General features: G+C 63.2%; 12 protein-coding genes. 7 read left to right on the forward strand and 5 right to left on the reverse strand.

All coding sequences use genetic code 11. The annotated features are described in order from the left end of the window. From EOB36_RS26720 to EOB36_RS26745, 6 genes are all read left to right on the forward strand, one after another. A partial coding sequence (locus EOB36_RS26720) for a xanthine dehydrogenase family protein molybdopterin-binding subunit (protein ID WP_245467896.1) occupies window positions 1–2151 on the forward strand: 2151 nt, incomplete at its 5' end. Further along, window positions 2148–3689 carry a 6-hydroxynicotinate reductase gene (locus tag EOB36_RS26725; protein WP_127291259.1) on the forward strand — a complete coding sequence of 514 codons (1542 nt, stop codon included), beginning with the start codon at window positions 2148–2150 and terminating at the stop codon, window positions 3687–3689. The genes EOB36_RS26720 and EOB36_RS26725, both read left to right, overlap by 4 nt. Then, a complete protein-coding gene (locus tag EOB36_RS26730; protein ID WP_128286063.1) occupies window positions 3689–4570 on the forward strand; it encodes a UPF0280 family protein in 882 nt (293 codons plus the stop codon). The genes EOB36_RS26725 and EOB36_RS26730 overlap by 1 nt, the downstream gene beginning before the upstream one ends. Beyond that, window positions 4563–5147: an amino acid synthesis family protein gene (locus tag EOB36_RS26735; protein ID WP_128286064.1), complete on the forward strand. Its 585-nt coding sequence runs from the start codon at window positions 4563–4565 to the stop codon at window positions 5145–5147. The genes EOB36_RS26730 and EOB36_RS26735 overlap by 8 nt, the downstream gene beginning before the upstream one ends. Beyond that, window positions 5144–5605: a MarR family transcriptional regulator gene (locus EOB36_RS26740; RefSeq protein ID WP_128286069.1), complete on the forward strand. Its 462-nt coding sequence runs from the start codon at window positions 5144–5146 to the stop codon at window positions 5603–5605. The genes EOB36_RS26735 and EOB36_RS26740 overlap by 4 nt, the downstream gene beginning before the upstream one ends. 183 nt (window positions 5606–5788) lie before the next feature. Continuing rightward, window positions 5789–6610, forward strand: coding sequence for a three-Cys-motif partner protein TcmP (locus EOB36_RS26745; RefSeq protein WP_128286065.1), 822 nt, complete (start codon window positions 5789–5791; stop codon window positions 6608–6610). Here EOB36_RS26745 and EOB36_RS26750 read toward each other — a convergent pair. From EOB36_RS26750 to EOB36_RS26765, 4 genes are all read right to left on the reverse strand, one after another. Beyond that, entirely contained in the window at window positions 6607–7359 is a 753-nt protein-coding gene (locus tag EOB36_RS26750) for a DUF5131 family protein (protein ID WP_128286066.1), read from the reverse strand. The two genes, EOB36_RS26745 and EOB36_RS26750, sit on opposite strands and share 4 nt — an antisense overlap. Before the next feature lie 160 nt (window positions 7360–7519). Next, window positions 7520–8488, reverse strand: a complete 969-nt coding sequence (locus tag EOB36_RS26755; RefSeq protein WP_128286067.1) for a substrate-binding domain-containing protein — start codon at window positions 8486–8488, stop codon at window positions 7520–7522. Further along, on the reverse strand, window positions 8485–9801 hold the full coding sequence (locus tag EOB36_RS26760) for an ABC transporter permease (RefSeq protein ID WP_126104071.1): 1317 nt from the start codon (window positions 9799–9801) through the stop codon (window positions 8485–8487). The genes EOB36_RS26755 and EOB36_RS26760 overlap by 4 nt, the downstream gene beginning before the upstream one ends. Next, on the reverse strand, window positions 9798–11387 hold the full coding sequence (locus EOB36_RS26765; RefSeq protein WP_164897625.1) for a sugar ABC transporter ATP-binding protein: 1590 nt from the start codon (window positions 11385–11387) through the stop codon (window positions 9798–9800). Before EOB36_RS26765 ends, EOB36_RS26760 begins: the two co-directional genes overlap by 4 nt. A gap of 217 nt (window positions 11388–11604) precedes the next feature. On the opposite strand from EOB36_RS26765, the gene EOB36_RS26770 reads away from it, so the two are divergent. Then, complete coding sequence (locus tag EOB36_RS26770; protein WP_128286068.1) at window positions 11605–12636, forward strand: LacI family DNA-binding transcriptional regulator; 1032 nt, start codon at window positions 11605–11607, stop codon at window positions 12634–12636. A 27-nt stretch (window positions 12637–12663) separates the two neighbouring features. On the opposite strand, the gene EOB36_RS26775 is transcribed toward EOB36_RS26770, so the two are convergent. Next, the coding region (locus EOB36_RS26775; protein WP_164897626.1) for an LLM class flavin-dependent oxidoreductase at window positions 12664–13586 on the reverse strand (923 nt) is incomplete at its 5' end.

Consider the following 13586-nt stretch of genomic DNA (forward strand, 5'->3'; position numbering starts at 1 on the left):
CTGGTGGTGCGCTCGCCGCATCATCACGCCCGCTTCGCCTTCGGCGATCTCGACGCCTGGGTGAAAACCCGTCCCGGCATCGTCGGCGTCTTCACCGCTGCCGACATTCCGGGAAAGAACAGCTTCGGCGTCATTGCGCCTTTTGCCGACCAGCCGGCGCTGGCCGAAGGCTTTTCGCGCTTTCGCGGCGAGGCAGTGGCGCTGGTTGCCGGCGAGCGCGAGGCCATCCTCGATCTCGATCTTTCGGATTTTCCTGTTCGTTGGACCGAGTTGCCATACCTTCTGCAGCCTTGCGAGGCGCAAGCCGGCGGCGCGCAACTGATCCACGAGAACCGGCCGGCAAACCTGCTCACCACTGGCTTCGTCGAGCGCGGTGACCCCGAAGCCGCGCTTTCCGGCGCGGCTTTCGTGGTTTCCGGCGCCATCGATACCTCCTATGTCGAGCACGCCTATATCGAGCCTGAAGCCGGCCATGCCTATATGGATGGCGGCACGCTCGTCGTCGTCGCCTGCACGCAGGCGCCCTACATGGATCGCGACGACGTGGCAAAAGTGCTTGGCCTTGCCGTTGACAAGGTGCGTATCGTGCCGACAGCCACCGGCGGCGGCTTCGGTTCCAAGCTCGACGTCTCGTTGCAGCCGCTGATCGGCTTGGTCGCGATGAAGACCGGGCGGCCGGCGGCACTCGCCTATACCCGCAACGAATCGATGATCTCGACCACCAAGCGTCATCCCGCCGAGATGAAGGCAACGATCGGCGCCGATGCCGATGGCCGCGTCACCGGCATGGTCTTCGCAGGCGATTTCAATACCGGCGCCTATGCGAGTTGGGGCCCGACCGTCGCCAACCGCGTGCCGGTGCACGCCTCCGGTCCCTATGCGACGCCAAATTACCGTGCCGAAGGCCGCGCCATCCACACAAATGGCCCGATCTCCGGCGCCTTCCGCGGTTTCGGCGTGCCGCAGGCGACGATCATGCAGGAAACACTCTATGACGAGCTGTCCGAAAAGCTTGGGTTGGACCGGCTCGATTTTCGCCTGAAAAACTGTCTTCGTAACGGAGCCGAAACGGTTACCGGACAGAGGCTGGAAGCAGGCGTTGGCATTGCCGAGTGCCTCGAAGCGTTGCGGCCGCATTGGACGCGCGCGCTTGCCGATGCCGAAAAATTCAACAGTGCCAATGACAGCAGGAAACGCGGCGTCGGCGTCGCCTCTTGCTGGTATGGCTGCGGCAACACCTCGCTGCCAAATCCGTCGACCATCAGGGTCGGCATCTCGGCTGAAGGCGATGTCGTCCTGCATCAGGGTGCCGTCGATATCGGGCAAGGCTCGAACACGGTCATCGCCCAGATCTGCGCCGACGCGCTTGGCTTGCCGCTCGAAAAATTCCGGCTGAAAAGCGCCGACACGGCGATCACGCCCGACGCCGGCAAGACGTCTGCTTCGCGCCAGACCTTCGTCACTGGCAAGGCCGCCGAAAAGGCCGGCGGCGCCTTGCGCGAGACCATGCTGCGCTTCGCCAATGTGTCGGAGAAGGCAGCGATCGCTCTGGATGGCACAAGCCTGGTCATCCGCGAGGGCGAAGCGACGCGGCATATCGATCTGTCCACGCTGAAGGCCGATGCTGACGGCTTCGTCTTCCGCGCCGAGGAAAGCTACGACCCGCCGACGCTGCCGCTCGACGGCAAGGGCCAGGGCAAGCCCTATGCGGTCTACGGCTATGGCGCGCAGATCGCTGAACTCGAGGTCGACCTCAAGCTCGGCACGGTGAAGCTGATCAAGATCACCGCCGCGCATGATGTCGGCAAGGCGATCAATCCGCTGCTCGCCGAAGGCCAGATCGAGGGCGGCATCGCGCAAGGCATCGGCATGGCGCTGATGGAGGAGTACATTCCCGGCCGCACCGAAAACCTGCACGACTATCTCATCCCGACCATCGGCGACGTGCCGCCGATCGAGACCATCCTGATCGAAGTTCCGGATCCGGAAGGACCCTTTGGCGCCAAGGGATTGGGCGAGCATGTGCTGATCCCGACGGCGCCCGCGATCCTCAATGCGATCCGTCAGGCCACCGGCGTCCTGGTCGCCAAAATTCCGGCGACGCCGAGCCGCATCCGCGCTGCGATCCGCGATAAGGAGGCACGCCGATGAGCGAGCTTGCCGAACGCTTCGAGACCCACGATCCCGGCGAGAAGCAGGTGGCGGAAAAGATCCGCTGCGACGCCTGCCCGGTCATGTGCTACATATCAGACGGCCGCACCGGCGCCTGTGATCGCTACGGCAATGTCGGCGGCAGGATCGTCCGCATGGATCCGCTGACCATCCTCGACCATGCAGCCGAGACCGGCGCTGCGGTTGTGCCTTTTGTCGCCGAGGGCGAAGAATGGGACGGCGAACTGGTCAACACCGGCCGCCGTTTCGTCACCGCGATCGGCGCCGGCACCACCTATCCCGACTACAAGCCGGCGCCTTTCATCGTCAGCCAGGAGGTCGAAGGCGTCGATCTCGTCACCGTCGTCACCGAGGGCATCTTCTCCTACTGCGGCGTCAAGGTGAAGATCGACACCGACCGCCACCTTGGTCCCGAGACTGCCACGGTCCGCGCGGCGGGTGAGGCAATCGGCCATGTCACGACAGGCGAATATGGCTCGCAGATGCTGTCGCTGGGCGGCGTGCATCACCTGACCGGCGGCTCCAAGGCCGAAGGTCGCGCCACCTGCGATGCGCTGCTTAATCTATGCAACCGCAAGCCGGTCGAGCTCACCATCGACGGCGGTGCCACGGTCATCATCGAAGCCGGCAAGCCACCGGTCATCGACGGCAAGGTCGAACATCGCATGCGCGTCGGCTGCGGCTCGGCCACCATCGGCATGTTCGCCACCCAGTGGCGCGGCCTGGTCGACGAGGTGGTGGTGGTCGACGACCACATCACCGGCGTCGTGTCCGAGCATCAGGCAGGCAAGGTGCTCGGCTGGCAGGATACCGGGATCAAGATCATCGGCCGCCGTTCGACGCCGGGCCGCTATTTCAAGGTGTCCGAGCCCGGCCTCGGCTGGGGCGGCACCAGCATTTCCGACCCGCTGTCGATCCTCGGCGAATGGAACGCTAAGAAGGGCGCCCGCCCCGGCCTGTCGCTGCTGATGGTCTCGACCACCGGCGAGCAGTTCGCCTATTACGAACTCGATGATGAATTGAAGCCGGTGCAAAAGCCCTTCCCGGAGCGGCTGCAGAAATCCGTCGGCCTGATCGAGGACAATTGCGAGCCGGCGCTGTGCACCGTGCTGTTCGTCGGCGGTGCCGGCGGCTCGCTGCGCGCCGGTGTCACCGAGAACCCGGTCAATCTGACCCGCTCGGTGCAGGGCCTGACGACTTATGTCACCGTTGGCGGCGCGCCGGTCTATGTTTGGCCGGGCGGCGGCATCACGCTGATGGTCGATGTCACCCGGGTGCCGGAAGGTGCCTTCGGCTATGTGCCGACGCCGGCGCTGGTGGCGCCGATCGAGTTCACCCTGCGCCGCGACGACTATGTCAGGCTCGGTGGCTACGAAGCCGAGATCCGCAGCGTCGAGGATATTCTCGCCAAAGGCGGCGAGTATCTCAACCCGCGCCGCGGCACAGGTGCGCCGGCCAGCAATCCATGGCCGCCACTGGCGCAGTTGCGGCGTGCCGCGAGCAACGGGTCCGGGTGATGAACGGCCCGCAGGCACATTGGCTTGAGGACGGCAGGCGGCTGCATCTCAATCATGGCCCGATCGACCTGATCATCGAGGCTTTTGGCGATGCGGACGAATGCCGCGCCGCCTACAGCCAGGCGGTGGCGCGGTTCCAGACAATCCTGCAGGAGATCGTCGACGACCTCCCAGAACTGCGCCGTCCGGCTTCGTCTCGGCCACGTGCTTTCGCTGGGCCGACGGCGCGGCGCATGGAAGCGGCGGTTGTTCCGCTAGCGAAACAATTCATCACGCCGATGGCTGCCGTCGCCGGTTCGGTAGCCGACGAAATGCTTGGCGCGTTGCTGGCCGGGCGCCGGCTCGATCGCGCCTATGTCAACAATGGCGGTGACAGCGCGATCCATCTCGGCAACGGCCGGTCCATGACCCTCGCCATTGCCGGGACAGGTCATGGACTGGCGGACCGTATCACGATCCGCGCCGAAGACGGGATCCGCGGCGTCGCGACGAGCGGCTGGCGCGGCCGTTCCTTTTCGCTGGGCATCGCCGACGCAGTCACCGTGCTGGCGCGGACGGGTGCTGAAGCCGATGCCGCCGCGACCTTGATCGCCAACGCAGTCGACCTGCCCGGTCATCCTGCCATCGAGCGTGTGCCGGCGCGCGATCTGGCGCCCGACAGCGACCTTGGCGATCGCCTGGTCACCCAAGCCGTCGGCGTGCTTTCCACTAGCGAGATAGCCGCCGCGCTGGGCAGCGGGTTCGCCGTCGCCGAAGATTTTCGGCGACATGGCCTGATTGCCGCTTCAGCGCTGTTTCTTGCTGGTCAGGCACGGATCGCCGGTCCCATGGCGCTCGTTGCGCCCAACGAGAAATCAAGGAAGGAAATTGCCCATGCCTGAGTTTGCGATCCGCAAGATTGCGGTGCTGACCGAAGAGATATTTCACGAGGGCGGGCCGGTGGCGAAGGTGCCGCGCCGCCGCGCCGCGGCCATGGCGGTGGTGAAGAACCCGTTCGCCGGTCGCTACGTGGAAGAGCTGCAGGGCGCCATGGACGATCTGAAACCGCTCGGCCTGCTGCTCTCCGACAAGCTCATCGCCGCATTGGGCGGCGACGTAAAGCAGATCGACGGCTATGGCAAAGGCGCCATCGTCGGTATCGCCGGCGAGCTCGAGCATGGCGCGCTGTGGCATGTGCCGGGTGGCTACGCCATGCGCGAGCGGCTCGGCGACGCCAAGGCGATCGTGCCATCGTCAAAGAAGGTCGGCGCCTTCGGCGCGCGGCTCGACGTGCCGCTCGGCCATATCAACGCCGCCTATGTGCGCAGCCATTTCGACGCCATGGAGGTCGGCATCAGCGACGGGCCTCGTCCCGACGAGATCCTGTTCTGCCTCGCCATGACCTGCGGCCCGCGCGTGCACGACCGCATGGGCGGCCTCGCGGCAAAGGACATCAAGGCATGGGACGGACTGCGGTGAGTGCCGAAGACATCAAGCTCAAGCTCGTCGAGGCCGAGGAGTCTGACGAAAACGATTACCGCTTGCAGGAGCAGGTCGGCTTCATCCTGCGCAAGGCGCACCAGCGCCATGTCTCGATCTTCGCGTCGCACATCGCCGACCTGACACCGCCGCAATTCGCCGCTCTGGCCAAATTGCACGACGTCGGCGAGACTTCGCAGAACCAGCTTGGCAGCCTGATCGCCATGGACGCGGCGACGGTGAAAGGTGTCATCGACCGGCTCAAAGCGCGCGGCCTGGTCGAGCTTTCCAAGCATGAGGTCGACAAAAGGCGCCTGCTGGTCAATCTAACCGCCGAGGGCCGCGATGCCATCGAGCGGCTGATCCCGATCGCCCGCGATATCACGCAGGAAACACTGGCGCCGCTTTCCGCCAAGGAGGCCGCCACCTTCATGAGGCTTTTGGCCAAGCTGGCGTAGGGCTGCGCTGCCACGAGAGAATGGCCCGACTTGGCAATGCTTAGCTTCCTCGTCCCCATGAAGTGGGGGGGAAAGGGTGGCGGCGTATCGGTCGGAAAGCGGGTTGCCTCAGTAGGATGTGGTTAGCTCGTCGCTTGTCGATTGACACTAAAGGTGGTTGGATCGATCAAAACGGGGGCGCTAGTGGGGCAGCTTATTGAAGGCGACGACGGATCGCCCGTAGAGGTGGTCGGCGCTTGGGCCAAAACCAAGCACGAGTATCTATGTCGCTATGTCGACATCAGTCGCGGCGTCCGATCGAAATGGCTCGACCAGGGAAAGGCTGGCGCAACTCTGATTGATCCGTTCTGTGGACCGGGCAGGTGCAGGATTCGCGGCACCAATGAATTCATTGATGGCGGTGTAGTTGCCGCCTGGAAAAAGAGCGCCGACAGCAAAACGCCATTCTCTGCGGTGTATATCGGAGACATCGAAGCCGAGCGGGTTGAGGCTTGCGAGAAACGGCTACGCGCGCTGAACGCTCCGGTCGTGGCTATCACAGGTAATGCTGTTGCCACCATCAAGACGATCGTCAGCCTTGTGAACCCTCATAGCTTGAACTTCGCATACCTGGATCCTTACAATCTGGAGACACTCAATTTCGAGATGATCAGGACGCTATCAGACCTCCGGTACGTCGACATACTTGTACACGTCAGTCAGATGGACCTGCAGCGAAACCTCGACAAATACTCGTCGGGCGACTCGGCGGTTTTCGATGCCTTCATTCCTGGCTGGCGTGACGCCATCAAAGCGGGAAACGTCAAGGCAACACGCCAGGCAATTTTGCGCTATTGGTCTGAGCTTGTTGGGCGACTTGGCGTGTGGCCTTCCCCGGAACCCAAGCTAATAACCGGGCCTGGCAACCAGCCGCTATATTGGCTTCTGCTAGCCGCCAAGCATGAACTCGCTTTGGCGTTTTGGAAGGTCGCGGCTAACAAGCAGAGACAAGGCAATCTTTTCTAGGCGGTAGCTGCCGGCATCTCGTCGTAGATACGACCATTGAGCATGCGGCCGGCGGCTTTCTTGTTATTGCCTCCCCACTGCTTGAAGAAGAATGCCGTGCCCGCGCGTCGACACATCGTTTCGATCTCGTCGACCCAGTGAGGATTCATATATCGTGCCCCTGGCCCGCTTTCACCGCCAACGATCGCCCAATGAATATCGGTGAGATTGGCACCGGCTACAGACCCGATCAACGGCTCTAGAGAAACGAACCGGATTGCTGCTGGTACTCGGCGAAGGTCATCGAGCCGACCCAGCACTCGATGATCTTCAACACTGGTCCCAAGCCAAACATTCGGCAGAACGGGAAAATCGCCACGAGTCAGAACCTCGGCCATAACTTCCGGGCGCTTCGTTAGAATCTGATAGGTATGCCGCGGTGTCTCTTCCATCACAGTCCATACCTGTCGAATGAAATCTGCCGGCACGTCCACATGAAAGAGATCAGACATCGAGTTCACGAAGACGCGGCGTGGTTTCGACCAAGTTGCAGGGATCGACAGCGATTTCGAATCGGTCATGACTTTGCCGGTCCACTTCGCTCGGCCGCCCGTCTTGCGCGTCAGGCCCTGATATTTGTTCATGCCCATGGCTTCTAGCCGTGCCGCCATGCGCATCGCGTAGCAGTTCGTGCAGCCGGCGGTCAGGATCGTGCAACCGGCCACCGGGTTCCACGTCGCGTCGGTCCATTCGATTGAGGTGTCAGCCATAGGAAGATTCTCCTTCACCTTGATGGTTAATTCAAGGTGATGAAGCTTCCGTTATCGGGTGACGACTGAGTAGGGTTCCGGCCACAGCTTTCCCACCCAAAGAGCAGGAGAGCCGTGGCCGAGTCCTAAATACCGGAGCCGCCTTCTCCGGCAATAGGCTTCAGAGGCCGTTGTCCTTCAGGACCTGGGCGGCATTTTCCTTGGTGATCTTCTCCGTCGGCAAGGTGATGGTCTTTTCGACCTTTTCGCCGTTCAGGAACTTGATCGCCTGCCGCAGTCCCTCGGCGCCGGGCGTCACATAGGTGAAGGTCGCCGTCAGCTCGCCATTGTTGACCAGCGTCACGCCTTCATTGGGCAGGCCATCGATGCCGATGAACTTGATGTCCTTCTCGCGTCCGGCATCCTTGGCGGCAAGATAGGCGCCGTACGCCATCGGGTCGTTGTGACCATAGACGAGGTCGATCTTCTCGTTGTTGCGCAGTGCCGTGGCCATGATGTTGTAGGCCTGGTCCTGTTTCCAGTCGCCCGACTGCTGGTCGAGCAGGTATTTGATGCCCGGCTCCTTGTCGGTGAATTCATGGAAGCCGTCATGGCGGTCATGTGCTGGCTGGGTGCCCATGCCGCCCCAGATCTCGACGACATTGCCCGCGGCCTTGCCCTTGCCGCCGAGCAGCTCGACGGCGTATTCACCGGCAGCCCGGCCGATCAGCTTGTTGTCGCCGCCGACGAACTGCGTGTAGTCCTTGGTTTCGACATTGCGGTCGAGCACGAAGACCGGGATCTTGGCATCGATCGCCTGCTGCACGACGCCGGTCAAGCCGGCGGACTCCTTCGGTGACACCAGCAGCGCGTCGACCTCCTGACGGATCAGGTTCTCGACATCGGCGACCTGCTTTTCCGTCTTGTCCTCGCCGTCGGTGACGATCAGCTCGACTTCCGGATGCTTGGCAGCCTCCGCCAAAATGTCCTTGTTGAACTGGGCGCGCCACGGCTCGATGGTCGTCACCTGCGAGAAGCCGATCTTCCACTTCTTGTCCTGAGCGTAGGCGTTGCCGCTGGTCAAAAGCGCGGTCGTGGTCAGCAGCGCCGCGGTGACAGCGGCAAGCTTCAACATGTCACGTCGTTTCATTTCTTGTTTCCTCCGAGATTTAGAGACGGGGTCTCTTTTGACGGCCGCTTTGCTGCGGTCGTTTCCTTGTGCGCCGCTTTTCCACCAGGCAGGCGCAGATAGAAGAGAAGATCAAAGGCATTGCGCTCCTGCACGAGCACGGTGCCGATGATGATCATCCCCTTCAGCACGAGCTGAAGGTTCGAATTGATGTTGTGCAGTTGCAGGATGTTCGAGAGCAGTCCGAAGATCAGCACGCCACAGAATGTGCCGATGAGGCTGCCGCGTCCGCCCATCAGGCTGGTGCCGCCGATGACCACGGCGGCGATCGCATCGAGCTCCAGCCCGGCGCCGGCATCCGGCTTGCCTTGCCTGTACTGTGCGACATAAAGCACTGCCGCAACGCCGGCCAGCAATCCGGATACGGCGTAGGTCGCGATCTTGACGCGGCCGGCGGCGATGCCGGACAGCCGCGCCGCCTCTTCATTGCCGCCGATGGCGTAGACATAGCGGCCGAACGGCGTGAAGCGCAGCACGGCGCCGTAGATCAGGATCGCTCCGAGGAAGAACAGGCCAGGCATCGGGATCACGCCGAAGACCAGCGAGCGCAGAATCTCGAAATCCGCGGTGGCGTTCGACCCGGTGTAGACCGGCAGCACCGCATTGTTCTGGCCGGCAGTCAGCCGGGCGATGCCGAGCGCCGTCACCATCATCGCCAGCGTGACGATGAAAGGCTGAAGCCGCCCGGCAACGATGATGAAGCCATTGAGCGCGCCGAACAGCAAGCCGACGCAAGGCGCCACCAGCAACACGCCGAGCACGCCGAATTTTGAGCCTACCTGTGGCAGCAGGAACCACAGCACGAGACTGCAGAGGACCACCCCGACAATGCCGGGCGTGACCAACCCACGAACGCTATCCAGCCTGATGTCGTGCGTGGCTTGCGAGCCGGCGCGGGATTTTTCGATGTTCAGGAAGATGAAGCGGGTGACCAGAATGCCGAGGCAAAGCGCGACCACGGCAACCGTCGGCACCCCCAGCACCACCGCCGGCGTAACACCCGGAACCGTTAGCAGCATGGCGCAGACCACGGTGCAGATCGCCATCAGCGAGCCGACGGAAAGATCGATGCCACCGGTGATGATCACCGCCGTCATGCCGGTGGCGATCAGGCCGGTGGTCGACACCTGGCGCAGGACGTCGAGCAGATTGCCGTAGGACAGAAAAATGTTGTTGCCCTTGGAGCTGATCGGCGAGCCCAGAACGCCGATCAGGAAGATGGCGATCAGGCCCCAATAGAGCTTGGTTCGGGACAGGATGTTCAAGATGCTCATGCGGCAGGCCTCGTCATGGTCCGGCGCGGCGCCGCAAGCCGCATGATAGCCTCCTCGCTGGCTTGCGCGCGCGAGAGGATCCCCGTCTGGCGACCATCCGCCATGACCAGGATGCGGTCGGAAAGATGCAGCAGCTCCGGTAATTCCGAGCTGATGACGGCGATGGCGAGCCCGTCTCGCGCCAGCCTGAAGATGAGATCGTAGATCTCGCGCTTGGCGCCGACATCGATGCCTCGTGTCGGCTCGTCCAGCAACAGCACCCGCGGCCGCGTCGCCAGCCACTTGCCGATGACGACCTTCTGCTGGTTGCCGCCGGACAGCGTGCCGGCCGGCTGCTCGATGGTCCCGCAGCGAATGCCGAGCGCCTTGACGGCGTGCCGCGCCAGATCTTGTTCGCCGGCTAGCGAGCGAAGGCCGAATCGCGCCAGCGCGCCGACCAGCGGCAGCGCGACATTGTCGGTGATCGAGGCCTGAAGATGCAGGCCTTGCGTCTTGCGGTCCTCTGTCACCAGGGCGATGCCGAGCCGGCGGGCGTCGCGCGGTGAACGGATTTCCACCGGCTCGCCGTCGAGCCGGATTTCGCCGCCGGCGCGTCCGCCGCTGGAACCGAAGATGGTCTCCAGGATTTCGGTGCGTCCCGAGCCCAGCAGCCCGCCTATCCCCAGAATTTCGCCTTCGGCAAGATCGAAGCCGACGCCGTCAAGCGCGGTGCGCCAACCGTGGCGGTCGGGTTTCGACAGTGACAAGCCGCTTACGGAGAGGACGACCTTGCCGCTGGGGTCGCGCTCCTCTTGGGAAGAGGCAAGCAGGCTTCGCCCGACCATCGCCGAAATGATGGTGTCTTCGTCGAGCTTTGCCATCGCCTCGGTCAGCACGTGGCGTCCATCGCGAAACACGGTGACCCGACTGGCCAGATGCATGACCTCGTCGATGCGGTGCGAGATGTAGACAATCGCCACGCCGCTGTCGGCGAGCTGGCGGATGATCCGGAACAGTCTTTGGCATTCGGCCGGCGAAAGCGCTGATGTCGGCTCGTCCATGATCAGGATGCGCGCCGACATCGACAGCGCCTTGGCGATTTCGACCAGCTGCTGCTCGCCGACGCGCAAGCTGCCGACCCGCGCCTCCGGGTTGAGCTCGATGCCGAGCCTCTGCAGCAGCGCACCGGCGGCCTGGCTGCTTGCCTTGCGGTCGACGATAAGCCCGGCGATCAGCTTTTCACGCCCGAGGAAGATGTTATCGGCAACGCTAAGCTCGGGGACGAGGTTGAGTTCCTGGTGGATGATGGCGATGCCGGCGCGCTCGGCGTCGCGGACACCGGCGAAACGGACCGGATTGGCATCGACATTCACCGTTCCATCGTAATCCGTGTAGACGCCGGAAAGAATTTTCATCAGCGTCGATTTGCCGGCGCCGTTTTCCCCCATCAGTGCATGGACCTCGCCGCGCCGCAGATCGAAGCCGACATCGACAAGGGCGGCGATGCCACCAAACGTCTTGGAGATGTGCTCGGCGCTCAGAACCACAGCCGGGCGGCCGGCCGTAGCCGCGTCATCTCCGGACGTGATGGAATTGCCATGCTCCATGACAGATCGGCCTCCCTTCCGCCGTCGTCGAACGTCTCAAACGCTAATCTAAACGTTTCGATCGTGTCAAGCTGATATCTGGTGAGGCCGGTGAACGAATTTCAATTCTTGCGCGGAACCGCAAGATTCCGTAGATATTGCAGCCAGAAGGCGGTGAAACGTTTCGAAAATGATGGCGTCAGGGCGAAAAAAGCAGCGGAAGTCCACGGCCCCGACCATGCTGCACGTGGCTCAAGTGGCGCGTGTTTCGGTCGCCACCGTCTCAGCGCTGATCAATGGCACCGCGACTGTCAGTCCCGAACTCAGCCAGCGCATCGAACAGGCGATCCGCGACATCGGCTATAAGCGCAACGCGATCGCCCGCAGCCTGAAAATGGGGACGACCCGCACCATCGGGCTTACCGTTCCCCATATTACCAATCCGTTCTTCACCGATGTCGTGTCGGTCATCCAGCAGGCATTCGACCGCGCCGGCTACGCGGTCATGCTGTGCTGCACGGACGAGGATCTCAACACGCAGGACGACCAGATCAGGCTGCTGCTCGACCGGATGGTCGACGGGCTGATCGTCGCGCGCGTCGGCGACGGCGCGATCCTGAAGAGAATTGTCGATGACGCCAACGTGCCGGTGGTGCTGCTCGACCGTGTCTGCGAAGGCGTCGATACCGACACCGTCGTCCTCGACAACCAGCGCGCGGTGTTCGACGCCATCACCTATCTGATCGATCTCGGCCACCGGCGGATCGGCTACATCTCAGGATCGTTCGACATCTCGCCCATGCATGACCGCATGACGGGATATCGCGAGGCCCTCCAGGCTGCCGGCCTGCCGGTCGAGAACGAGCTTATCCGCTTCGGCAATTTCCATGAAGTCGACGGCTACAACGCGACGATGCAGCTGCTTTCGCTGCACGACCGTCCGAGCGCCATCTTCTCGGCTAACAACCCGATGGTGATCGGCACAATGAAGGCGATCCGCGACATCGGGCTGTCCTGCCCCGAGGATATTTCGATTGCCTGCTTCGATGATTTTCCGTGGTCGGACGTGTTCCAGCCGCAACTGACCACGGTCGCCCAGCCGGTGCAGGCAATCGGCGAGCAGGCCGCCAATCTCCTGCTCGACCGGCTCGCCGGAAATAGGGACGCGCCGCCGCGCAAGCTGGCGCTCAAGGGACGCCTGATGATCCGCAATTCATGCCGGCCACTTGGGCCGCCCTTGGGGGCGATCGCACAAAGCGTCAGCGCCTAACGCGCCTTCGCAGTCTCGGAAAAACCGTCAGGCCGCTTGTGACAGCGATTTGTGGGCTTCGGCCAGGATCTCGAAGGATCGCACCCGCGCCGCGTGATCGAAAATCTGGGCGGTGACCATCAGCTCGTCGGCGCCGGTGCGGCGGACGAACGCTTCTATGCCTTGCCTGACCGTTTCCGGGGCGCCGACGACGGCGCAGGATAGCGCCTGGCCAAGCATGGTTTTGGCCATTGCGTCGAGATCGCGCTCATATCCCTCGACCGGCGGCGGCAATCGGCCGGGCCGGCCGGTGCGCAGATTGACGAAGGCCTGCTGCAGCGAAGTGAACAACAGCCGCGCCTCGGCGTCGGAGGGTGCAGCGAACACATTGAGACCGAGCATGACATAGGGCTTGTCGAGCTGTTCCGACGGCTGGAAGCGCGAGCGGTAGATCTCCAGCGCGTGGTCGAGTTCCGCCGGCGCGAAATGCGAGGCGAAGGCGTAGGGCAGGCCAAGCATGGCGGCGAGCTGCGCGCCATAAAGGCTTGAGCCCAGAATCCAGATCGGCACCTTTTCGCCCTCGCCGGGCACGGCGCGGATGCGCTGGCCGTCTTCGGCCGGCTGGAAATAGCCCATCAGCTCGACGACATCCTGCGGGAAACTGTCGGCGCCGGCCTCGAGGTTGCGGCGTAGCGCGCGCGCCGTGCCCATGTCGGTGCCCGGCGCCCGGCCGAGACCGAGGTCGATGCGGCCTTGATGCAATGCGTTAAGCGTGCCGAACTGCTCGGCGATGACCAGCGGCGAATGGTTGGGCAGCATGATGCCGCCGGCGCCGACGCGTATCGTCCTGGTGCCGCCGGCGACATGGGCAATGACGACGGAGGTGGCGGCGCTGGCGATGCCCGGCATGTTGTGATGCTCGGCCAGCCAGTAGCGCTTGTATCCCAGCCGCTCGGCATGGCGGGCGAGAT

Origin of the sequence: Mesorhizobium sp. M6A.T.Cr.TU.017.01.1.1, assembly GCF_004023115.1 — a bacterium.
Lineage (GTDB): Bacteria > Pseudomonadota > Alphaproteobacteria > Rhizobiales > Rhizobiaceae > Mesorhizobium > Mesorhizobium mediterraneum.